The sequence below is a fragment of the Kribbella steppae genome, assembly GCF_004342025.1.
GTDB lineage: Bacteria > Actinomycetota > Actinomycetes > Propionibacteriales > Kribbellaceae > Kribbella > Kribbella steppae.
Genome location: NZ_SLWN01000006.1, coordinates 296063 through 318047, shown reverse-complemented (window position 1 = coordinate 318047; position 21985 = coordinate 296063). Strand labels below are relative to the sequence as shown.

The following is a 21985-nucleotide window of genomic DNA, read 5'->3' as shown; positions in this document are numbered from 1 at the left end:
ACGGGCGCGCGAGATGTAGGTCACGCTCCGGGTGGCTCACACCGCACCGCGCGATCTCGTCGGTTGGGTGTAGCGCCGAACCGAACAGGAGATCACTATGGACGTCCGTTTCGACCACCTCAGCAACCCGGTCGGGGCCAAGGTCTTGAAGTACGTCACCTCTGCCAGCAAGGTCGTGTGGGACTCGACCCTGCCCGAAGCGACGCGGCACCTGGTGGAGATCCGCGCCAGCCAGATCAACGGCTGTGGTTACTGCATCGACATGCACACCAAGGACGCCACCCACGCCGGGGAGTCCTCGGTACGCCTCAACCTGGTCGCGGCCTGGCGGGAGGCGACGGTCTTCACCGAGGCCGAGCGCGCGGCACTCGAGCTCACCGAGGAGGGCACCCGCATCGCCGACGCGGCCGGTGGTGTCTCCGACGAGGTCTGGGCCAACGCGGCCAAGCACTACGACGAGGACCAGCTCGCCGCCCTGTTGTCCCTCATCGCCCTCATCAACACCTGGAACCGCTTGAACGTCATCACCCAGCAGCCGGCCGGCGACTACCAGCCCGGCCAGTGGGGCTGACGCATCAGGCCCAGCGGGCATCGGCGGCGGCCGATGCCCGCGGGCTGCTCAGGCGCACTTTCCGGGATGGCATGGCTCGCCGCCGGCGGTGACCAGTCGTTGCGGACCCGGGCCCTTGGCGGCCAAAGCGTCGTACGGATTGGCCAAGGCGCAGCGGTCGAGGGAGAGGCAACCGCAGCCGACGCAGTCCTTGAAGTCGTCGCGAAGTTGTTCCAGGTGCAGGATGCGCTTGTCGAGCTCGGCCTGCCAGCACTCGGAGATGCGTTCCCAGTCCTGACGGGTGGGCGTCCGGTTCTCCGGCAGCAGCGCCAGGATCGCAGCCACCTCCGCGAGCGGGATGCCGACCCGTTGGGCGATCCGGATCAGCGCGACCCGGCGGAGCGTGTCGCGCTTGTACCGTCGCTGGTTGCCCGACGTACGACGGCTGATGATCAGGTTCTGCCGCTCGTAGAAATGCAGGGCCGAGATCGCCACGCCGCTGCGTTGCGCCAACTGCCCGACCGTCAACTCACCCGGCTCGATGTCCACCCGCTCATCCCTCCGACCTGAACCTAGGTCGAGGCTAGCCGACGGGATCAGGCGGTCACGAGGCGGCGTCCGATGCTCGCGGACATCAGCGCAGCCGCCGCGCAGAGCCCGCCGGCCAGGTACCAGGCGAGGTTGTAACTGCCCTGCACGTCCCGGATCGCGCCTGCACCGGTAGCAGCCACTGCGGCACCGATCTGGTGCGATGCGAACACCCAGCCGAACACGATCGGCCCGTCCACCCCGAACCACTCCCGGCACAGCGCAACGGTCGGCGGCACAGTCGCAACCCAGTCGAGGCCGTAGAAGATGATGAACACCCAGATGCTCGGCTGAGCCGACGGACCGAGCAGAGACGGCAGCACGAGCAGCGACAGCCCGCGCAGCGAGTAGTACCCGATCAGCAGGTACCGCGGATCCCACCGGTCCGTCAGCCAGCCCGACACGATCGTGCCGCCGACGTCGAACACTCCCACCAGCGCCAGCAACGACGCAGCTGTCGTCACAGGCATGCCGTGATCGTGCGCGGCCGTCACGAAGTGCGTGCCGATCAACCCGTTCGTCGACGCGCCGCAGATGGCAAAGCCACCCGCAAGCATCCAGAACGCAGGTCGGCGCATCGCAGACCGCAACGCGGTCAACGCCCGCAGCGCACTGCTGCCGGTCGTCTCGACCCGCTGACCCGCAGTACTTCCCTCTGGAGCGCCGTACGCCCTCAAGCCCACGTCACTCGGGTAGTCCCGCAGGAACAGCAGCACCAGCGGTACGACGGCCAGCGCCGTACCGGCCGCCACGAGCGCCGGGACGCGCCACCCGTACGCACTGGCCAGATTCGCGATGAGCGGGAGGAAGATGAGCTGCCCGGTGGCGCCGGCCGCAGTCAGGATGCCGGTGACCAGTCCACGGCGATGGACGAACCAGCGACCGGTGATCGTCGCGACGAACGTCATCGACATCGAGCCGGTACCGACGCCGACCAGCAGCCCCCAGCACAGCAGGAGCTGCCAGGACGAGGTCATGAAGACGGTCAGCCCACTGCCCAGCGCGATGAGCACCAGGGCACCGCTGACCACCTGACGCAGACCCAGCCGATCCATCAGCGCCGCGGCGAACGGCGAGATCAGGCCGTAGAGCAGCAGGTTGATCGACACCGAGGCCGAGATCGTCGCGTGCGACCACCCGAACTCGTCGTGCAACGGGTCGAGCAGCACCCCCGGCACCGAGCGGAACCCGGCCGCACCGATCAGCGTTACGAACCCCACCGCGGCGACTGCCCAGGCGAGGTGCACCCGGGCAGTCTTCTTCTCCACAATCTGCGTCACCCGGACAGATTGCCGTCTGTCCCACCCGCAAACCAGTGGCCAGAACGACAGCATGTGTCAAGATATGGCCATGGGTACCTCCAGCACCGGCCGGGCCAAGCTGAGAGCAGTCGGGCCGCACGTGGTCGCCGTCCTGGCCTTGGAGCCGGTGGTCGGGTTCGACCTGACCATTCCGCCGACGGTGTTCGGCGCGGCGACGAAGGCCGACGGGACGGCGCTGTACGACGTACGCATCTGCGGACTCGAGATCGCGCCGATCCGGGCCGGCGCAGGGTTCAGCCTGATCCCGGACTACGGGCCGGAGGTGCTGGCCGAGGCGGACACGGTGATCATCCCGGGGACGTACATCGCCCAGCCGCGCTACGAAGGCACGCTGCCGGACGACCTCGCGAAGGCGCTCGACACCATCCGGCCGGGCACCCGGATCGCATCGATCTGCACCGGCGCGTTCGTGCTCGGCGCAGCCGGGCTTCTCGACGGACGCCCGGCGACCACGCACTGGCTGCGGGCCGAGATGTTCCGAGCCCTCTACCCGCAGGTGAAGCTCGACGAGGAGCTGCTGTTCATCGACGACGGCGACATCATCACGTCAGCGGGTCTCGCCGCGGGAGTGGACCTCTGCCTGCATCTGATCCGTCGCGACTTCGGCAGCGAGATCGCGAACCGGGCCGCACGGCACTGCGTCGTACCGCCGTGGCGGGATGGTGGGCAGTCACAGTTCATCGAACGCGTCGTACCGGACGAGGGCAGTGAAGGTACGGCGCCGACTCGCGCGTGGGCGTTGGAGCGGCTCGACGAGGAGTTGAGTCTCACCGCGATGGCGGCCCACGCCCAGATGAGCGTGCGCACCTTCAGCCGGCGCTTCAAGGCCGAGACGGGTCAGTCTCCGGGTACCTGGCTCCTGCAGCAACGCGTGCGACACGCATGCCACTTGCTGGAAACCACGGACCTGTCCGTCGACCGCGTGGCCGACTCGGCCGGGCTGGGAACTGCCGCGTCGCTGCGTCATCACCTGCGCTCAGAACTTGGTGTCTCTCCCCTCGCCTACCGCAAGACCTTCCGGGCCGGCTGAGTCAAAGCACCACCAGGTCGTGTGGGCGACGGTTCATCGGCTCGACGCCGTCCTCGGTGACCACGACGATGTCCTCGATCCGGGCACCCCACCGGCCCGGTTGGTAGAGACCGGGCTCGACGCTGAACGCCATCCCTGGTTCGAGAAGCAGCCCGTTCCCGCTGACGATGTACGGCTCTTCGTGCACGTCGAGGCCGATCCCATGTCCCGTCCTGTGGATGAAGTACTCACCGAACCCGGCGGCTGCGATCACGTCCCGCGCCGCCGCGTCGATCGACTCCGCGGACACCCCCGGCCGCACCGCGTCCACAGCCGCCTGCTGCGCATCCCGCAGTACGGCGTACGTCGCGGCGACATCCGCATCACGCGGCTCACCCACGGCGTACGTCCGGGTGGAGTCGGAGTTGTAGCCCTCGGCAACCGGTCCGCCGATGTCGACCACCACCACGTCGCCGGATTCGATCACCCGGTCGGACACTCCGTGGTGCGGACTCGCGCCGTTCGGCCCGCTGCCGACGATGACGAAGTCGGCCAGGACGTGACCTTCCTCGACGATCGCGGCCGCGATGTCAGCACCGACCTCCGCCTCGGTCCGGCCCGGTCGCAACCACTCGCCGACCCGCGCGTGTACCCGGTCGATCGCCGCACCTGCCTTCCGCAGCGCCTCGATCTCGGCCGCGTCCTTGCGCATCCGGAACTCGCGCACGATCGGCCCGGCCAGGACCTGTTCGGCCTTCGGCAACGCCTCGCGCAGGGCCAGCACATGCAACGCCGGGGTGAAGTCGCTGACGGCCACTCGCTCCGATCCGCGCAGGCGATCCGCGGCAACGCCGTACGGATCGTCACCGTCGACCCAGGTGACGACCTCGACCCCGAGCTCCGCCAACGGGAGGTCGGCGAACCCAGGCGCTTCGAGCTTCGGTACGACGAGCGCCGGCGAACCGTCGGCCGGAATGACCAGCGTGGTCAGCCGCTCGAGTGAACCACCCGCCTGCCCGAGCAGATACCGCAGATCCGACCCGGGCGCGATCAGCAGGCCGGTCCCTGCGGCGGCTTCGCGGGCGCGCTCCAACCGGGCACGCAGTACGGCGGAATCGGGGACGGGACCGTGCGGAGTTCGACTCGACATGAGGCGACTTTAGCTCGCGGCGACCGCGTGCATGAGCTGGATCGAGACCTGCCGGGCGGACAGCAAACGGCCGAGGCGCTCGGTCTGGCGCGCGGCCAGTCCGTAGGCCTCGTCGCCCTCATGCTTCGCCGCGACAGCCGCTGCGACCTGTTCGACGCGGCGAGACCAGGACAACGGAGCAGCGCTGGGACGTGGGATCTGTTCGAGAAGCCGGAACCCGGCATTCGCCAGCAACCCGGCGACCTCGCGCTGAGTCGGGAAGTGATTGCCTTCCGGCGCCGGTAGACGCTGCAGCGCCCGGGAGACGACTACCAGCAGGCCCAGCGAGGCTCCAGGCTTCAGCACGCGGTGCATCTCGTCGAGCAGAGCCGCCTTGTCCTCGACGGTGCACAGCACACCCAGGCACCAGCCGACGTCGACCGAGCCTGACCGCAACGGAAGACGTCCGCCGTCCGCGGTGACGACCGGTAGCCCGAAGAGCCGGGCCGCAGCTCGGCACGCCGGCAGCATCGGCTCCACCAGGATCGGGCGCACCCCGAACCGCTCCGCCGCCCACGCCGCCGGTCCACCTACCCCTGCGCCGACATCCAGCAAGGTGTTGCCCGGCGCCAGTTCACAGGCCTCGGCCAACCAGGCGAGCGCGCCCGGACTCGAGCTGCCCCGGCAGGCAGCAGGTATGGCATGCCCCGTGCCGAGCTGCTCTACCGCATCGGCGGTCCAGTCGGCGAAGTCCCCGAACTCGGCAACCATGGCAGCTGTCGTCATGGCAGAACCCCCTTCCCCGTCACCGCCCGATCACGCACCACGAATCGGACAGTTCCCTCAGACAGATGTAGCACCGATCGACCGGATCCGCTCGCACTCGGGCGCTTACCAGGCTGTGACACTGTGCCCTGTGCCCGGCCGGAAACTGTCCGCGCGGGTTGATACAACTTGGGGCGGCTCGATCGGGAACTGCGAAAGGCGACTGCGATGGCACTGCACCATGTGTCCTTCGGCGAGGGTGTTCCGGTGCTCTCGCTGCACGGCTGGACTCCAGACCACCGGCTGATGTCGGGCTGTCTGGAGCCGGTGTTCGCCGACGTGCCTGGATACCGGCGGCTCTATCCCGACCTGCCCGGGATGGGTCAGACACCGGCCGGTGCGATCGACAGCTCGGACGGGATCATGGCGGAGGTACGAGCGTTCGTCGACGAACAGATCAGGGACGAGCCGTTCCTGCTGATCGGAGAGTCGTACGGCGGTTACCTCGCGCGCGGCCTGATCGCGGAGCGGTCCGAGCAGATCCTCGGACTCGCGCTGGTCTGCCCGATCGGCACCGCGCTGATGCACGCCGACCGGACCGTCCCCGAGCACGCCGTCCTGCGGACCGAACCAGGCGTACTCGAATCGCTGACCGAGGGCGAGGACTTCACCGACCTCGCCGTAGTCCAGACCGCTGCCGCACTCGAGGCGTACCGCTCTGACGTCGCGACCGGGCTCGCTGCGGCCGACATCGAGGCGCTCGACCGGATCCAGAAGAACTGGGCGCTGTCGATCGCGCCGGAGAGCGGTCCTGCCTACGCGCGGCCGACGCTGATCGTCTGCGGTAGGCAGGACTCGGTGACGGGCTTCGAGGACCAGTACGCGCTACTCCCCCACTATCCGCGCGCGACGTACGCCGTGCTGGATGTTGCCGGGCACAACCTCCAGCTCGAGCAACCCGAGCTCTTCGCCGCCCTGATCCGCGAGTGGCTCCAACGCGCCTCGGAGGCGTGAGGCCACCTGCTACTCGCGCATCGCCTGGAGGACTACGGCGGCCAGCAGTACGGCGGCGCCGATGAGGCTGAGGGTGGTCAGGTGCTCGTGGAATGCGAGTACGCCGATCGCCGCGGCCAGGAGGGGTTCGATGAGGGCGATGACGGCTGCAGTGGAGGCTCGGATCGCTCGCAGGCCGGTGTAGAACAGCGCGTAGGCGAGGGCGGTCGGGACCAGGCCGAAGTACGCGAGGAGAGGCCAGCTGACCGGTGCCGGGGTGAGGCCGCCGGTCATTGCCAAGGGCAACAGGATGATCGCACCGGCGGTGAAGCCGAGGAAGGCGCTGGTGATGGGGTCCTGCTGGTCGCGGTTGAGGAGCGTGGTGAGGGCGTAGCCGGCGGCTGACAGGAGCGACAAGGCGATGCCGGGGAGCGATCCGTGGCCGGTGCCTCCGCCGCCGGAGATGAGGAGAGCCAGACCCAGTACGGCGACCAGCAAGGTGCTGGTGATGCGCTCGCGGGCGCCCAACGCGATGAACACGGGGCCGGCGCCGAGGGAGATGACTGTGGCGACGGCGACGCCGACTCTTGGGATGGCGGCGAAGTAGCCCAGTTGGCAGACGGCCAGGCCGAGGCCACTCAGGAGGTAGCGCATCGGGGCGGCGGCGAACTGCTGGATGATCGGGTCGCGGGCGAGGACGCCGCAGGCGATGGCGAGCCAGACGGCGCCGCCGAGTAGGCGCCAGAACGAGATTGCTGTCGAGTTCAGGCCGCTGTACTGGAAGAGGAGGGCGCCGGTCGGGCCGCCCGTGCCCCAGGCGACTCCGGCCAGGGCGACGTACAGGAGACCGCGCGCCGTCGAGGGCGCGAGACGGTGATGCATCAGACACTCCGGGTGTTCGCAAGAAGAAGGGTGCGGCGTCTGCGAACAGCCCGAAGGAGCTCAGGTCAGAGCCTGAGCGTTGTGACGTCGGCCGTCCGCTAAGCGGCGGCCGGCGGGGTGATGATTCGATGCACGGCCGCGACCCTAGCAACTCGAACACCCCACCGCCGACCGGTTTTAGGGCGCCTGCCCAGGTGCCGGCGCGAGCAGTGGATGCCAGGTACTGACCGGAGTACCGTCGAAAGATGTTGTGGCTATTGGCCGCACTAGGGTGCGGTGGGGTGGTGCTTGCGGGTCGGTATGGATGGGACCGGCGAGCTGCGCGGCGCGGTGATGCGGAGGAGTTGGAGCAGATCCGCAAGCTTGCCGACGAGGATGTGACGCTGCTCGGGGAGGAACTCCAGCGGCTGGACGCTCACGCGCCGGGGCAGGCACTCGACGCCGATGGGCGGGCGGACTATCAGGTGGCGCTCGACGCGTACGAAGCGGCGCAAAAGGCGGTCAAGGGCATCCGGAAGTCCGCAGACATCACTGCGGTGACCGACACGCTGGCGACCGGCCGGTACGCGATCGTCTGTGTGCATGCGCGGGTGCGGGGCGAGCCGGTGCCTGTGCGCAGGGTGCCCTGCTTCTTCAATCCACAGCACGGTCCGTCGACGACTGACGTGGTCTGGACGCAGCCGAAGGTCGGCACACGGACGGTCCCGGCGTGTGCACAGGATGCCGCGCGGATTCGGGCCGGCGATGAACCTGAGGTCAGGTTCGTCCAGTTCCACAGCCGACGAGTGCCGTACTGGGAGGCCGGCACTGCGGTCGCGCCGTACGGCATGGGGTACTTCGGGGCGGGCGCGGGCGCGAGCTACGTCGCCCTGTCGAGCTTCGAGGGTCAGGGTGGTGGTGCAGTCGCAGGCTGGGGCGACCCCGGCACCCAGAGCGGCGGGTTCGACGCCGGCGGAATGGACGGTGGCTGGGGCGACGGTGGCGGAGGCGGCGACGGCTGAACGCTCCTACATCCGGAGGTGCGAGCCGCCGTTGAAGTCGAGGACGGTGCCGGTGGCGAACTCGGCCTCGGGCGAGGCGAGGTAGAGGATGGCTGCGGCGACCTCCGACGGGTCGGCGACGCGTTCGAGCGGACTCTCCAGCCGGCGGCGGTCGTAGCCTTCGCCGACAAGGTGAACCGACGCCATGTCGGTGGTCGTCCAGCCGGGTGCGATCGCGGTCACCGCGATCCCTTCCGGACCAAGGGCGCGGGCCAGTGATTGGGTGAACGACACGATGCCGGCCTTCGAGGCGCCGTACGCAGGCTGATTCGGCTCGCCCCGGAACGCACCGCGCGACGACACGTTCACGATCCGTCCGCCACGGCCCATGTGCCGGACCGCGCACCACGCCGCGTTCGCCGGGCCGACCAGGTTCACCGCGAGCGTGTCCGCCCACGCCTGCTGCCATTCGGCGTACGTCGCCTCACGGATCCGATGCGGGTGGTACACGCCGGCGTTGTTCACCAGTACGTCGATGCCGCCCAGAGCCGCCGCGGCGTCGTCGACCATCGTCTGAATCGCCGCCGGATCGGCAAGATCAGCCTGTGTGAGTACGTGCCCCGACCCGGGCAGCTCCTTCAGCACCATCGCCGCAGCCTCGGCGGACGAGCTGTAATGCACAGCCACCCGGTCCCCCGCGGCCGCGAACGCCCGCGCCGTCGCCGCACCAATCCCCCGAGAAGCCCCAGTCACCAGCACCGCTCGATCCATACCCCGATCCTTTCACTACGGAAGAAACGGGCGTTACGGGCGTGGGTTGATGTCTCGGCGGTAGGACTTCGAGGCGCGGGCCCACTGCTTCTTGGCCTCGGCGCGGAGGCGGAGGTCGTTGCGGCGGGCCATGAAGGCTGCTTCGCGCTGGAGCTTCGTCCAACTCTCGTAGCGGCGGTGCGGCAGAGTTCCGTCCTCCAGGGCGGCCCGCACGGCACAGTCGGGCTCTGTCACGTGAGCGCAGTCCTTGAACTTGCACTGCTCGGCCAACGCCGTGATGTCCGGGAACGCAGCCGCCAGGCCTTCACCCGACTCCTGCAGCCCAATCCCCCGCAGCCCTGGGGTGTCGATGACGACCCCACCACCGGGCAGCACGATCAGCTCGCGCCGCACCGACGTGTGCCGCCCCTTGCCGTCGTCACGGATGTCCTGCACGTCCAGCAACTCCACACCGGCCAGTGCGTTCACCAGCGACGACTTGCCCGCACCACTCGACCCCAGCAGCGCCACAGTCGCGTCACCCGCTAGCAACGCCCGCACTGAGGACAGACCTTCACCGGTAGTCGCACTGCACACCAGTACGTCGGCACCCGGCGCAGCACGCGCCACGTCGTCCGCAACGGAGTCCGCGTCGCCGACGAGGTCTGACTTGGTCAGTACGACGACAGGCCGCGCACCGCTCTCCCACGCCAGCGCGAGGAAGCGTTCGATCCGGCCGATGTTCGGCTCCGGATGCAGGCCGACCACGATCGCGATCACGTCGACATTGGCGGCCAGCACCTGGCCCTTCGACGTACCGCTGACTTCTGCCCGCACGATCGCCGTACGGCGTGGGGCCAGGCACTCGAGGGTGATCCGGTCGTCCGGCCAGTAGCGCAGTACGGCCCAGTCCCCTGTACATGGGCCGGCATGGGCGTCACTGGCGATCGCGGCGAGGAGCGCGCCGGACCACGTCGCGCGAACCGGACCGTCCTCGGTCAGAACCGTCGCCAGGCCCTTGTCGACCCGGGCGACGCGCCCCGGCACGAGCTCGTCCGGGACGGATGCGAAGTATTCGGCCGTGGTGCTGTCGAGTCCCAGGGCCTGGAGTGTGCCTGACATGCGGCGAACCTTTCAGAGGGTCCGGCCGCGGGATCAGCTCAGCGGACGGACAGTACGGGAAGCGTCGGCCCAGTGGGCCCCGCCAACAAGCAATACGGTGAAGGTCATGGTGGGCGCCTCCCTTCGAAGTCCTGCGGTCCTGATCAAGAACCGGCTGATGTCGTCAGCGTAGGTCGTCGGATTCAGTTTGCGCACCGGGTTTTCCGACCGGCTCCGGCTTGCGGTCCGCCCGCGGCGCACCGTCCGCGGGCCGGGGTGCGTCACCTGTGGGCGCAGGGGCGGGATTCGGGTCCTCCGGGGTCGACTGCGAGCCATCGGTCGGTACGACGGGCGCCGGCGGCTCGAGCGGGGTCAGCGGGTGATGGTGGTGCGGCTCCGGCTCGGCCTTCATCACCGGCTCCACCTCGTCCTCGGCGTCCTTGCGCGCCTGAACCTCAGCCGCCTCGATCGCCCGCGACTTGTGCGGCCACAACCGGTCCACCACCGCATTCAGCGCCGCACCGATCAGCACCGCGATCGCCGTCATGTAGAGCCACATCAGGACGGCGATCGGCGCCGCCAGCGGACCGTAGATCGACGTACCGCCGACCGTGCTCTGCAGGATCCAGCGCAGCACGAAGCTGCCCAGGATCCAGATCGACAGCGCCAGGAACGACCCCGGCAGGTCGGACACCCACGGCGTCCGCACCGGCACCGACAGGTGGTACAGGGTGTTCAAGAAGCCCGCCGACAGGATCGTGACGACCGGCCAGTACAGCTGGTTCAGGAAGTCCAGCCGGTGCGGAAGCACCGCGGCCACCGCGTCCGGACCGGCCAGCACCAGCGGGAGCACGATCACGCCGATGACGAGGGCGGCGCAGTACAGGGAGAAGGACAGTGCGCGCGTCCGGACGATGCCGCGCTTGCCGCCCATCCCGTACATGATCGTGATGGTGTCGACGAAGACGTTCAGCGCGCGGCTGCCGGACCACAGCGCGAGGACGAAACCGATCGAGATGACATCGGGCCGGCCGCCGTTCAGGACCTGGTTCAGGGTCGGCACGATCACGCCCTGGACCGAGTCGTCGGTCAGCGCCCGGGCCGCCAGCACGGCGATCTGCTGCTTGATCTCGTCGATCGTCTCGACCTCGAAGTACCGGCTCGCGATGTACCCGAGGCTTCCGGCCAGCCCGAAGATCAGCGGCGGCAGCGAGAGGATGGCGAAGAACGCCCCCTCGGCCGCGAGTCCGGTGACCCGGTAGCGCAGGCAGACACCGACGGTCTGGGTCACAAGCTTCCAGGTCGTCGCCGGGATTCTGCGGACCCATGCCAATGAGAGGGAGCTCCCACCAGTGGGTCCTGCCCCAGAACGTGCCATACCGCTTACCGTACTGACATGGCGGACCCTTTTGCGGTAACGAATCAGGCTCCCCCACTGCGGGGGGTGAACTTCTTCACCCGGGACGCGGCACTCGGTGACGCTCTGCGTCCGTACGGCGGCCTCGCGGACGATCCCGGTCTGCACCGGATCGGCGAGCTGGCCGGGTCCGAGGAGGCTCTCTCCCAGGCTCTCCCGGCGAACCAGAATCCACCGGTCCTGCGCACGCACGACCGCTACGGACACCGCATCGACGAGGTCGAGTTCCACCCGTCGTGGCACTGGCTGATGGAGCAGGCCGTCGGCTTCGGCCTCCAGGCCGCGCCCTGGACCAACGACCGGCCGTCGCCGCACCTGACCCGCGCCGCCGGCTTCTACCTCTGGTCCCAGGTCGAGCCGGGGCACGGCTGCCCGATCTCGATGACGTACGCCGCAGTCCCCGCGCTGAAGGCCGACGAGCGACTCGCCAAGGAGTGGATCCCACAGCTCGCTTCCACCCAGTACGACGTACGCCGGCTGCCCGCGGCCGAGAAGACCGGCGTTCTCGCGGGGATGGGGATGACCGAGAAGCAAGGTGGGTCCGACGTACGGGCGAACCTCACCACCGCGACGCCGACCGGGAGCGACGGCGAGTACCAGCTGAACGGACACAAGTGGTTCTGCTCGGCGCCGCAGGTCGATGTGTTCCTGGTGCTCGCCCAGGCGCCGGAAGGGCTGAGTTGCTTCGTCGTTCCGCGGGTCCTTGCCGATGGCAACCGGAACACGTTTGCCCTGCAGCGGCTGAAGGACAAGCTCGGCAACCGGTCGAACGCGTCCAGCGAGGTCGAGTTCCACGGCACCGTCGGGTACCGGCTCGGCGACGAGGGCGCCGGCGTCCGCACCATCATCGAGATGGTCGCCGCGACCCGGCTCGACTGCGTCCTCGGATCGGCCGCTCTCCAGCGCCGCGCGTTGGTCGAGGCTCTGTGGCACACCCGCCATCGCTCGGCCTTCGGCGGGCTGCTCGCGGACAAGCCGGCGATGCAGAACGTGCTCGCTGACCTGGCGCTGGAGAGCGAGGCGGCGACCGCGTTGGGGATGCGTCTGGCCGCCGCGGTGGACGCCTCCGTCACGGGTGACGCTCAGGCGACCGCGTTCCGCCGGATCGCGTTGCCGTTGGCGAAGTTCTGGGTGTGTAAGCGGACGCCGTTCATGGTGGCCGAAGCGCTTGAGTGTCTCGGCGGGAACGGGTTCGTCGAGGAATCCGGCCTGCCTTTGCTGTTCCGGGAGTCGCCGCTGAACTCGATCTGGGAAGGGTCGGGCAACGTCAACGCGCTGGACGTGCTGCGGGCACTCCGCCGGCCGGAGTCGCTCGAGGCCTGGCTGACTGAGATGGCCGCGTGTCAGGGAGCGGATCAGCGACTGGATGGCGCGGTGAACGACGTACTGCAAGCGCTTGCTGACATCGAAGGCGCCGAGGCGGGAGCGCGGCGCCTAGCGGCTCGAATGGCGTTGTGTCTGCAGGCATCGCTGCTGGTCAGGCATTCGACACCCGAGGTGGCGGAGGCGTTCGTCGCGTCGCGGTTGGCCAATGACTGGGGCGGTGTCTTCGGCACACTTCCGCGGACCACACCGTTCCAGGAGATCGTCGATCGCACGATAGGGTGAGACGTCGCGACTGGCGCGCTGAGGTGGAGAACCACCGGGGAGCGAAATCCGTCGGCACCGTGCGCCTGGGTGCCTTCGACCCACTGCAACCGCAGGAGAGACAACGATGACTCAACCCTTCGATGCCGCCGCCGCATCGGCCGCGTACCGCAACGCGCTCGAGGTGATCGGCGCGGTGGAACCCACGATCGCCGGCGCGATCAAGGCCGAACTGGCCGACCAGCGCTCCTCGCTGAAGCTGATCGCGAGCGAGAACTACGCCTCTCCCGCCACCTTGCTGACGATGGGCAACTGGCTGTCCGACAAGTACGCCGAGGGCACCATCGGCCACCGCTTCTACGCCGGCTGCCAGAACGTCGACACGGTCGAGCAGACCGCGGCCGACCACGCGAAGGCGCTGTTCGACGCACCGCACGCCTACGTCCAGCCGCACTCCGGCATCGACGCGAACCTGGTTGCCTTCTGGGCGATCCTGGCCCAGCGGATCGAGTTGCCGGCGCTGGCCGAGGCCGGCGCGAAGCATGTCAACGACCTGTCCGACGAGGACTGGGCCAAGCTTCGCAAGGCGCTCGGCGACCAGAAGATGCTCGGCATGTCGCTGGACGCCGGCGGTCACCTGACCCACGGTTTCCGGCCGAACATCTCCGGCAAGATGTTCAACCAGCACTCGTACGGCACCGACCCGGAGACGGGGCTGCTCGACTACGACGAGGTCGCCCGGGCCGCGCGTGCGTTCAAGCCGCTGATCCTGATCGCGGGCTACTCGGCGTACCCGCGGAAGATCGACTTCGCGAAGATGCGCGAGATCGCGGACGAGGTCGGCGCCACCCTGATGGTCGACATGGCGCACTTCGCCGGCCTGGTCGCGGGCAAGGTCTTCACTGGCGACTTCGACCCGGTGCCGCACGCACACGTCACCACGACGACCACGCACAAGTCGCTCCGCGGCCCGCGCGGCGGCATGGTGCTGTGCCAGCCCGAGTACGCCGACTCGGTCGACCGTGGTTGCCCGATGGTGCTCGGCGGCCCGCTCAGCCAGACGATGGCGGCCAAGGCGGTCGCGCTGGCCGAGGCCCGGCAGCCTTCGTTCCAGGAGTACGCGCAGGCGATCGCGGACAATGCGGTCGCGCTGGCCGAGGGTCTGATGAAGCGTGGCGTCAAGCTCGTCACCGATGGCACCGAGAACCACCTCGCGCTGCTCGACGTGTCGTCGTACGGGATCACCGGGCGTCAGGCCGAGTCGGCGCTGCTCGATGCAGGCATCGTGACGAACCGGAACGCCGTACCGCGGGACCCAAACGGTGCCTGGTACACCTCGGGTGTCCGGATCGGTACGCCGGCGCTGACCACGCGCGGCTTCGGGGCCGACGAGTTCGACCGGGTCGCCGAGCTGATCGTCGACGTACTGTCCTCCACCACGCCGACCACGACGTCGGCCGGTGCGCCGTCGAAGGCGAAGTACGTGCTGGCCGACGGTGTCGCGGACAAGACCAAGGCCGCCTCGGCCGAGCTGCTCGACAAGCACCCGCTGTACCCGGGTCTCGAGCTCAGCTGAGCGTTTCGAGCGCCCGCTCCCTGAGTCTTCAGGGAGCGGGCGCTTCAACTATCAGAAACTTCTGATAGTTGAGGTAGGGTGCGGCCATGCCGACTGAACCCACGCCGGAGGAGATCAGCCAGTTCGTCGAGCGGTTCGCCGGGGCGCTGGCGAACAGCGGCGTACCGACGATGTCTGCCCGGGTGATCGGGCGGATGCTGGTCAGTCCGACCGGCACTATGACGTCGGCCGAGCTGGCCGAGTCGCTGCGGATCAGCCAGCCGGCCGTGTCGGGCGCCGTACGCCAACTGCTGCAGGTGTCGTTCATCTCCCGGGAGCGGATCCCCGGTTCACGCAAGGACCACTACCGGATCCGGGACGACGTGTTCTCCGCGATCCTCGAACGCCGCAACAGCGCGCTCGCCGAGTGGGAGTCGACCAGCCGCTCCGGCGTCGACCTGTTCGGAGCAGACACCCCGGTCGGCCGCCGCCTGTCCGAGGCCGCCGACTTCTTCGCCTTCATCCACCAAGACCTCGAGGAACTGATCAAGGGCTGGCGGGCAACCCACCCTCGATGAATCGTCAGACGTGAATCGGAGGTCGAGGCAGCCCAACCTGGAGTCGCCTCTCAGTCGGCGCGTTGGCGGCGCTTCTTTTGAGGGACGAGGCTGTCGAGATGCATTGCCAGGATCGCCTGCAGCCTGTCGGCGGTGGCGATGTCCGGCCGGGTCGCGGCGTGGACGGCGAGGCCGTCGAGTACGGCGTGGAGCCGGTCGGCCTCCCACTCGACGTCGACCTGGTCACCGGCGATCTCGGTCACCCAGCGGCGGCAGCCGGCGCGCAGCGCGTCGTAGCTCCTCTCGGCGCACTCGCGCAGTTCCGGGTCAACCAATGCGCGCGCAGTGAACGCCAGCCAGACGGCGTTCTCCTCCTGGCGTTCCTCGTCGAGGGGCAGTAGCTCGACCAGGAACCGCTCCGCCGTCGTGCGTGGGTCGCCGGCCGGGTCGAGAGAGCCGAGGCGGCGCTCGATCCGCTCGACCACTTGGTTCATCGCGAAGACGAGAAGTTCGGCCTGCGTACTGAAGATGTGGCGCAACGAGCCGTTGGACAACCCCGCTTCGCGGGCAACGTTGCGGACCGACGCGTGCTCGAGCCCGTCGCGGAGGATCACCCGCCACGCCGCCTCCGCGAGGTGCTGACGTCGTTCAGAGGGATCGACGATCTTCGGCATGGCTTTTTATAGCACAACTGTGCTACGTTGCTTGCCGCTAGTACAACTGTACTAAAAAGGAGCGTTATGCCGACCACGGCTGCCCCACCACTCGCCTTGACCTCGCTTCGCCGCTTGGCGCGCCAGCGAAGTGTCCGGATCACCGCCGCCGTCTGGCTTGCGGCCAACGTCGTGGTTCTGCTCGTCGCGGGTGAGGCGCTGCCGTTCGGCTGGCCGGGCGTGCCCGGTTCCACGGTCGACCACGTGGTGAACACCAACATCGGGATGCTGGGGATCTTCGGACTGATGGCCGTGACGTGCCTGCTGACCAGACACCGCGTCCGGCCCGACCTCGCCGACAGGGCCCCCGACCTGGCGACCACGCGTCGGGAGACCCTGCTGCTGCTCGCCTATGGCGCACTCGGCCTCGTTGTCGGATTCGTCCTCGCCCGGCTGTTCGGCTGGCATCCCTTCGGGCTGCACCTGGCCGGCTCGATCTTCGGTACCCACGACCACGTCGGGCCGGTCGAGGCGATGACGTGGGCGGGCTACAACGTCGTTGTCTATGCAGTGCTGCCGTTGGCGTACTTTCGCCGCAAGTACTCAGCGGAGCAACTGAACCTCGTGTCCAGCGACCGGCGCGGTGACGCCCGGGTGATCGTCGTCGTGCTGCTCATCGAGTCGGCGGTCCAGTTCGCCACACTGACGACGGCCTTCGGGCAACTCACCACCGGGCAGTACCTCGTCGGTCTGCCCCTCACGTTCGTGCTCTACCTGGCCGGGGCCGTACTGCCGGCGATGATCTTCGTCTACTGCATCCTCGTGCCTCGGTTCCTGAAGCTGACCGGTTCGACCGCGACGACGGTCATTCTCGGCGGCATCACCTACACAGTCCTGCACCTGTGGGACGCGTGGACGGTTCTCACCTCGCCGGCCAACTGGCTCCTCTCGATCATCTTCTTGTTCTTCACCTATTTCGGCCCCGGAATGATGAAGACGGTGCTGACCGTGCGTACCGGCAATGCGTGGACGCACGTGTGGGCCTATCACGCCGTTGCACCGCACACCCTCATCGATGCGCCACATGTCGTGGAGATCTTCCGGGTGAGATGACAACACCCCACTCACACCACAACCAAGGAGACAATCACCGTGCGCAAGATCATCGCCTCGACCTACGCGACCCTCGACGGCTTCATCGACAACCCCCACGAATGGTCGCTGCAGTACTCCAACGAGCAGGCCCAGCACTACGCCTACACCCTCACGCTCGGCGCGGACGCTCTGCTGCTGGGCAGGGTCACCTACGAGGGCATGGCCCAGGCTTGGCCGACCATGGGCGGCAACCCGTACGCCGACCACGTCAACGCCATGACCAAGTACGTGGTCGCCTCCGAGTCCGTCGACACCACCAAGTGGAACCCCACCGTCGTCGTTCCCGGGGCAGATCTGGTCACTCAGATCACCAAGCTCAAGGATCAGGATGGCGGCAACATTCTCGTCTGGGGTAACGGCCGCCTTACCGACGCGCTCGCCGAGGCCGGTCTGCTCGACGAGTACCGGATCTGGATCTGTCCCGTGATCAAGGGCGACGGCCAGCGACTCTTCCGGCCGGACAGTGTCACCACGCTGAACCTGACCGATTCCACCACCTTCGACACCGGCACGGTCGTCCTCACCTACAGCCCTGTTGCGGAGCGCTGACCATGCACAACGGCGTGACCAGGTACATCGACAAGGGACTCCCGTGGCAGATCGAGGTCTGCGAAAAGCTACGGGAGCTCGTGCGCCAGACCATTCCCGACGTCGAGGAGAAGCTGGAGTACGGCAAGCCGCATTTCCTGAAGAACGACCAGCACGCTGCCGTTCTCCACGTGGCCAGGAACAAGGTCTCCTTCATGGTGTTCAACGCCGCAGACGTCGACCCCGTCAAAGGTGTGCTGAGATCCCTGGGCAATGGCGATCGCAAGACTGTGGATATCAGTGAGGACCAAGACGTCGACTACGGACTGGTCGCTGACATCCTCGCCAGGACGAGCAGCACTCTGTAGGTGCCGAAGCCGAGTCGGTGGGTGGGCTTTACGGCGCAGCGATCCCGTGCCCGACCGGCGAGGGATCGCTGCGCACGCGGGCAGCTGACCAGATCATCAGCGCGCCGAACGCCGTACCGATCGCGGCACACGCGAGCGGGATGCTGGTCAGGCTGATGAAGGCGCCGAACGCCGTCATGGCGACCGGCATCATGGCCTCGTCGGAGAGGTTGACGATGCTGAAGCTCCGGCCCAGGTACGACGGGTCGACGGTCTGCTGGAACGCGGCGGACAACTGCGCCGACGCGATCCCGGCGGTCGCACCGATCATCGCCATCGCGACGAACATCCCGAGCTGTGGCACCAGGCCGATCAGCACACAGCCGGCCGCCTGAACCACCAGAGCAAGCAGGCCACTGCGGGCCAGGTTGGCCGGCTTCCACCGCATCGCCACCAACGCGCCGACCGCAGCGAAGATGCCCGAGCATGCCTCGAACAGCCCCAGCGCGCCCGGTCCCCAACCCGCGGCGTGGGTGCGCTGGACCAGACCGACCGCGAGCACCGGACCCACGCAGAGATTCAGACCCGAGAAGGCAATCACCAAAGTGCGCGCTCGCGTGTCCCGGCGCAGGTAGGCGAAGCCGGCCCGGAGATCAGCCCGGATCGATCCGCTCGTCGACACCGGCTGCGGCAGCCGCGGCTTCACCACGAAGGCCAGCGCCAGCGCGATCACGACGTACGAGACCGCGTCGACGATCATCACCGTGGCCAGACCACCAGATGCCACCAGCAGACCACCCAGCGGTGCGCCGACGAACACCGCCAGCCGATGGGCCAGCTGCGATCCGGCCGACAGCTTCACCAGATCGTCGGACCGCACCATCCGGCGCGGCAGCGTCCCGGAGGCCGGCGTGTACAGCGCGTCCACCGCTCCGAAGACCACCGCGACCGTGAGCAACAGCGCCAGCGACAGACCCCACGCGAGCAGGACAACGGCTGCGATGGTCAGGACGACGATGCGCCCGAGATTCGCCAGGATCATCGTGCGCCGGCCGTCGAACCGGTCCGCGAGCGCACCGCCGTACAACAAGACCAGTGCCTTCGGCAGGGCGCCGATGCCCATCACCAGGCCGGCGCCCGCCGGCGTGGTCACCTGGGCCGCGCTCCAGGCCAAACCGACGTACCAGGCCATGTCGCCGGCCTGCGAGATCGCCGTCGACAGGATCCAGCCTTGCACCCGACGGTCCCTCCGGAGCGGCGGAAAGACGTCGACACTCATGGCCGGGCAGGGATCGCGTGGGCGAAGAAGAAGACCTTGTGCGCGTCGTCGCCCTCCGAGGGCTCGTCGGCGTACTCGCGGACCAGTTCCTCGATCCGTTCGCTCAACTCATCGAGCCGCGACGGCGTCAATGTGAGCCATCTCTCGGTCGCGTACGCCGCCCGCACCCAGGGCTCCTCGAATTCGTACCGCATGTCGAACCATTGCCGGACTTTGCCGACGTGATGAGCCAGGTTCGCGTCCTCGGCCGTGGCCGCGACCAACTCGGCCGCGGGATCGCCCTTGGCGTCGGCGATGGACCACGAGTACGACGAGGTGTCGGCGACCCTCCACCATCGTTCGCGCCGGTTCTTGGCCAGCTCGGGAGCCTCCTCGATCACCCCGGCCGCGCTCAGAACCTTGAGGTGATGACTGATGTTGCCGACCAGCTCGCCGGTGGCCTCGGCCAGCCGGGACGCGGTCGCGGGGCCGTCGATGTAGATCAGATCGAGCAGCCGGCGGCGGAGCGGATGGTGGATCGCAGCCAGCACGGAGGGCTCGGCGCGACGGCGGTTGGCGGGCGTCATGGCAGCACGATAGAACGTACAAGAGTTCTTGCACAAGAGTTCTTGTGAAGCATTTCCGGCGCCCGGAACAATCTCCACCAGGCTGGTAGAGATAGCCGTATCGTGAGACTGGGTCTCACGATGCAGGATTGGGAGTTGATTTGTCAGGCGTTGGCGCTGACGCTTATCAGCATGCTCGCTGCCCGCTCCACTCATCTCGTAGGTCGGATTCATGTCGACCTCGGGCGGATGCGCAGCGCCATCTGTTGTCCTTCGATGTTCTGACAGCGACCCCGCCGGGCCAATGACGGCCCCTGATCACCCCCGATCACCGCTGGGTGCGCACCGCGCGGAACGCATCGAACCGACGACGCTTCGAGCCCACCGCCAGCGGACGCACCTGTCACGAGGACAAGGACACGTTCCCGATGACTGGCGTCACCTCTCCTCCCCGCAAGCCGGCCCGCCCTCGCAAGGGCAAGGGCGAAGGCCAATGGGCGCTCGGCTATCGCGAGCCGCTGAACAAGAACGAGGAGAACAAGAAGAACGACGACGGACTCAACGTCCGGGCCCGGATCGAGAACGTCTACGCGCACCGCGGCTTCGACTCGATCGACCCGGCCGACCTGCGCGGCCGCTTCCGCTGGTGGGGTCTGTACACCCAGCGCAAGCCCGGGATCGACGGCGGTAAGACGGCGACGCTGGAGCCGGAGGAGCTGGACGACAAGTACTTCATGCTCCGGGTCCGGATCGAGGGCGGCCAACTCAGCACCGAGCAGCTGCGGGTGATCGCCGAGGTGTCCAGCACCTACGCGCGCGACACCGCCGACATCACCGACCGGCAGAACATCCAGCTGCACTGGATCCGGGTCGAGGACGTGCCGGCCATCTGGCAGAAGCTCGAGGCCGTCGGGCTGTACACCACCGAGGCCTGCGGTGACGTGCCGCGGGTCGTGATCGCCAGCCCGGTCGCCGGAATCGCCGCGGACGAGATCATCGACCCGACACCGGCCATCGACGAGATCGTCGAGAAGTACATCGGCTCCACCGAGTTCTCGAACCTCCCCCGCAAGTTCAAGACCGCGCTCACCGGTCACCCGTCGCACGACGTCGTACCCGAGGTGAACGACATCGCGTTCGTCGGGGTCGTCCACCCCGAGCACGGACCGGGCTTCGACCTGTGGGTCGGCGGCGGTCTGTCCACCAACCCGATGCTCGCGCAGCGGCTCGGCACCTGGATCCCGATCGACGAGGTGCACGAGGCCTGGTGGGGCGTCACCAGCATCTTCCGCGACTACGGGTACCGGCGGCTGCGGACCCGCGCCCGGCTGAAGTTCCTGGTCGCGGACTGGGGTGTCGAGAAGTTCCGCGAGGTTCTCGAGGAGAAATACCTCAAGCGGAAGCTGATCGACGGCCCGGCGCCGGAGATCCCCGCGGTCCAGGGCGACCATGTCGGCGTCTACAAGCAGAAGGACGGCCGGTACTTCGTGGGCGTCGCGCCGGTGGTCGGCCGGGTGTCCGGCAGCTCCCTGGCGAAGGTGGCCGACGTGGTCGCCGCACACGGGTCGGACCGGATCCGGACCACCGCCCAGCAGAAGCTGATCGTGCTCGACGTCGAGGAGTCCAAGGTCGAGTCGCTGGTCCAGCAGCTCGGCGACCTCGGCTACCAGGCCCGGCCGTCGGCCTGGCGGCGCAACACGATGGCGTGCACCGGGATCGAGTTCTGCAAGCTGGCGATCGTCGAGACCAAGGCCCGGGCGGCCGAGCTGATCGGCGAGCTCGAACAGCGGATCCCCGAGCTGGACGTGCCGATCACGGTCAACGTCAACGGCTGCCCGAACTCCTGCGCCCGGATCCAGGTCGCCGACATCGGCCTCAAGGGCCAACTGGTCCGCGATGCCGACGGCAACCAGGTCCCGGGGTACCAGGTCCATCTCGGCGGCGGCCTCGGGCTGGACGCCGGCTTCGGCCGCAAGCTGCGCGGCCACAAGGTCACCTCGGCCGGTCTGGCCGACTACGTCGAGCGCATCACCCAGAACTACCTGAAGGAGCGCAACGAGGGCGAGCGCTTCGCCCAGTGGGTCACCCGAGCGGATGAGGAGGCTTTGCAGTGAACGAACGAAGTGAGTTCACAGTTCAGCGCAGCAGCGTTTCGCTCACCATCGCCGCCGCAGCGAAGCGAGGACGGCGATGAGTGAGCGAGCGGCACCTCTTTATTGCCCGTACTGCGGGGACGAGGACCTTCGTCCTTCCGAGGAAGGCCATGGCGCGTGGGAGTGCCGGCCGTGTGCAC

22 protein-coding genes and 1 riboswitch are annotated in these 21985 nt (G+C 68.1%); of the genes, 11 read left to right on the top strand and 11 right to left on the bottom strand.

Features of this window, described 5'->3' with window-relative positions:
- The first annotated feature begins 97 nt into the window (after nucleotides 1–97).
- Nucleotides 98–571: a carboxymuconolactone decarboxylase family protein gene (locus EV652_RS19175; RefSeq protein ID WP_132210523.1), complete on the top strand. Its 474-nt coding sequence runs from the start codon at nucleotides 98–100 to the stop codon at nucleotides 569–571.
- 48 nt (nucleotides 572–619) lie between these two features.
- Here the strand turns inward: EV652_RS19175 and soxR are convergent, their stop codons facing one another.
- The gene (soxR, locus tag EV652_RS19170; protein WP_132210522.1) at nucleotides 620–1099 is read right to left on the bottom strand and encodes a redox-sensitive transcriptional activator SoxR; all 480 of its coding nucleotides are present in this window, start codon (nucleotides 1097–1099) and stop codon (nucleotides 620–622) included.
- A gap of 47 nt (nucleotides 1100–1146) precedes the next feature.
- Nucleotides 1147–2418 carry an MFS transporter gene (locus tag EV652_RS19165; RefSeq protein ID WP_242001856.1) on the bottom strand — a complete coding sequence of 424 codons (1272 nt, stop codon included), beginning with the start codon at nucleotides 2416–2418 and terminating at the stop codon, nucleotides 1147–1149.
- A gap of 70 nt (nucleotides 2419–2488) precedes the next feature.
- Between EV652_RS19165 and EV652_RS19160 the strand changes: the two genes are divergently transcribed.
- On the top strand, nucleotides 2489–3490 hold the full coding sequence (locus EV652_RS19160; RefSeq protein WP_132210520.1) for a GlxA family transcriptional regulator: 1002 nt from the start codon (nucleotides 2489–2491) through the stop codon (nucleotides 3488–3490).
- A gap of 1 nt (nucleotide 3491) precedes the next feature.
- Here EV652_RS19160 and EV652_RS19155 read toward each other — a convergent pair whose 3' ends face one another.
- On the bottom strand, nucleotides 3492–4619 hold the full coding sequence (locus EV652_RS19155) for a M24 family metallopeptidase (protein ID WP_132210519.1): 1128 nt from the start codon (nucleotides 4617–4619) through the stop codon (nucleotides 3492–3494).
- Between the two features lie 9 nt (nucleotides 4620–4628).
- Nucleotides 4629–5384: a class I SAM-dependent methyltransferase gene (locus EV652_RS19150; RefSeq protein ID WP_132210518.1), complete on the bottom strand. Its 756-nt coding sequence runs from the start codon at nucleotides 5382–5384 to the stop codon at nucleotides 4629–4631.
- A 207-nt stretch (nucleotides 5385–5591) separates the two neighbouring features.
- Here EV652_RS19150 and EV652_RS19145 point away from each other — a divergent pair, with 207 nt between their 5' ends.
- Nucleotides 5592–6377 (top strand): alpha/beta fold hydrolase, encoded by a 786-nt coding sequence (locus EV652_RS19145; protein WP_132210517.1) that lies wholly within the window; start codon nucleotides 5592–5594, stop codon nucleotides 6375–6377.
- Nucleotides 6378–6386: 9 nt separating this feature from the next.
- Here the strand turns inward: EV652_RS19145 and EV652_RS19140 are convergent, their stop codons facing one another.
- Nucleotides 6387–7238 (bottom strand): DMT family transporter, encoded by an 852-nt coding sequence (locus EV652_RS19140; RefSeq protein ID WP_132210516.1) that lies wholly within the window; start codon nucleotides 7236–7238, stop codon nucleotides 6387–6389.
- 281 nt (nucleotides 7239–7519) lie between these two features.
- On the opposite strand from EV652_RS19140, the gene EV652_RS19135 reads away from it, so the two are divergent.
- The gene (locus EV652_RS19135; RefSeq protein WP_242001855.1) at nucleotides 7520–8239 is read left to right on the top strand and encodes a hypothetical protein; all 720 of its coding nucleotides are present in this window, start codon (nucleotides 7520–7522) and stop codon (nucleotides 8237–8239) included.
- A gap of 6 nt (nucleotides 8240–8245) precedes the next feature.
- On the opposite strand, the gene EV652_RS19130 is transcribed toward EV652_RS19135, so the two are convergent.
- The 3 genes from EV652_RS19130 to EV652_RS19120 all read right to left on the bottom strand — a co-directional run bounded on the left by EV652_RS19130 (nucleotide 8246) and on the right by EV652_RS19120 (nucleotide 11360).
- On the bottom strand, nucleotides 8246–8989 hold the full coding sequence (locus EV652_RS19130) for an SDR family NAD(P)-dependent oxidoreductase (protein ID WP_132210514.1): 744 nt from the start codon (nucleotides 8987–8989) through the stop codon (nucleotides 8246–8248).
- 33 nt (nucleotides 8990–9022) lie between these two features.
- A complete protein-coding gene (gene rsgA / locus EV652_RS19125; protein WP_132210513.1) occupies nucleotides 9023–10090 on the bottom strand; it encodes a ribosome small subunit-dependent GTPase A in 1068 nt (355 codons plus the stop codon).
- A 163-nt stretch (nucleotides 10091–10253) separates the two neighbouring features.
- Nucleotides 10254–11360: a YihY/virulence factor BrkB family protein gene (locus tag EV652_RS19120; protein ID WP_242001854.1), complete on the bottom strand. Its 1107-nt coding sequence runs from the start codon at nucleotides 11358–11360 to the stop codon at nucleotides 10254–10256.
- 105 nt (nucleotides 11361–11465) lie between these two features.
- Here EV652_RS19120 and EV652_RS19115 point away from each other — a divergent pair, with 105 nt between their 5' ends.
- The 3 genes from EV652_RS19115 (at nucleotide 11466) to EV652_RS19105 (ending at nucleotide 15206) form a co-directional block, all read left to right on the top strand.
- On the top strand, nucleotides 11466–13094 hold the full coding sequence (locus EV652_RS19115) for an acyl-CoA dehydrogenase family protein (protein ID WP_132210511.1): 1629 nt from the start codon (nucleotides 11466–11468) through the stop codon (nucleotides 13092–13094).
- Nucleotides 13091–13172, top strand: a riboswitch (ZMP/ZTP riboswitch). (Overlaps the previous gene by 4 nt.)
- Before the next feature lie 28 nt (nucleotides 13173–13200).
- Nucleotides 13201–14649, top strand: a complete 1449-nt coding sequence (locus tag EV652_RS19110; RefSeq protein ID WP_132210510.1) for a glycine hydroxymethyltransferase — start codon at nucleotides 13201–13203, stop codon at nucleotides 14647–14649.
- Between the two features lie 86 nt (nucleotides 14650–14735).
- Complete coding sequence (locus tag EV652_RS19105; RefSeq protein ID WP_132210509.1) at nucleotides 14736–15206, top strand: GbsR/MarR family transcriptional regulator; 471 nt, start codon at nucleotides 14736–14738, stop codon at nucleotides 15204–15206.
- 50 nt (nucleotides 15207–15256) lie between these two features.
- Here EV652_RS19105 and EV652_RS19100 read toward each other — a convergent pair whose 3' ends face one another.
- Complete coding sequence (locus tag EV652_RS19100) at nucleotides 15257–15859, bottom strand: TetR/AcrR family transcriptional regulator (RefSeq protein WP_132210508.1); 603 nt, start codon at nucleotides 15857–15859, stop codon at nucleotides 15257–15259.
- A gap of 66 nt (nucleotides 15860–15925) precedes the next feature.
- Here EV652_RS19100 and EV652_RS19095 point away from each other — a divergent pair, with 66 nt between their 5' ends.
- The 3 genes from EV652_RS19095 to EV652_RS19085 are packed head-to-tail and all read left to right on the top strand — an operon-like array spanning nucleotide 15926 to nucleotide 17889.
- Nucleotides 15926–16951 (top strand): hypothetical protein, encoded by a 1026-nt coding sequence (locus EV652_RS19095; RefSeq protein WP_132210507.1) that lies wholly within the window; start codon nucleotides 15926–15928, stop codon nucleotides 16949–16951.
- 39 nt (nucleotides 16952–16990) lie between these two features.
- Nucleotides 16991–17542 carry a dihydrofolate reductase family protein gene (locus EV652_RS19090; protein ID WP_132210506.1) on the top strand — a complete coding sequence of 184 codons (552 nt, stop codon included), beginning with the start codon at nucleotides 16991–16993 and terminating at the stop codon, nucleotides 17540–17542.
- Between the two features lie 2 nt (nucleotides 17543–17544).
- Nucleotides 17545–17889, top strand: a complete 345-nt coding sequence (locus EV652_RS19085) for a DUF1801 domain-containing protein (RefSeq protein WP_132210505.1) — start codon at nucleotides 17545–17547, stop codon at nucleotides 17887–17889.
- 28 nt (nucleotides 17890–17917) lie between these two features.
- Here EV652_RS19085 and EV652_RS19080 read toward each other — a convergent pair whose 3' ends face one another.
- Both EV652_RS19080 and EV652_RS19075 read right to left on the bottom strand, forming a co-directional pair.
- Entirely contained in the window at nucleotides 17918–19147 is a 1230-nt protein-coding gene (locus EV652_RS19080) for an MFS transporter (protein WP_132210504.1), read from the bottom strand.
- Nucleotides 19144–19713, bottom strand: a complete 570-nt coding sequence (locus EV652_RS19075) for an ArsR/SmtB family transcription factor (RefSeq protein ID WP_132210503.1) — start codon at nucleotides 19711–19713, stop codon at nucleotides 19144–19146. The genes EV652_RS19080 and EV652_RS19075 overlap by 4 nt, the downstream gene beginning before the upstream one ends.
- A gap of 407 nt (nucleotides 19714–20120) precedes the next feature.
- Between EV652_RS19075 and EV652_RS19070 the strand changes: the two genes are divergently transcribed.
- Nucleotides 20121–21806, top strand: coding sequence for a nitrite/sulfite reductase (locus EV652_RS19070; protein WP_132210502.1), 1686 nt, complete (start codon nucleotides 20121–20123; stop codon nucleotides 21804–21806).
- Nucleotides 21807–21985: the final 179 nt, after the last annotated feature.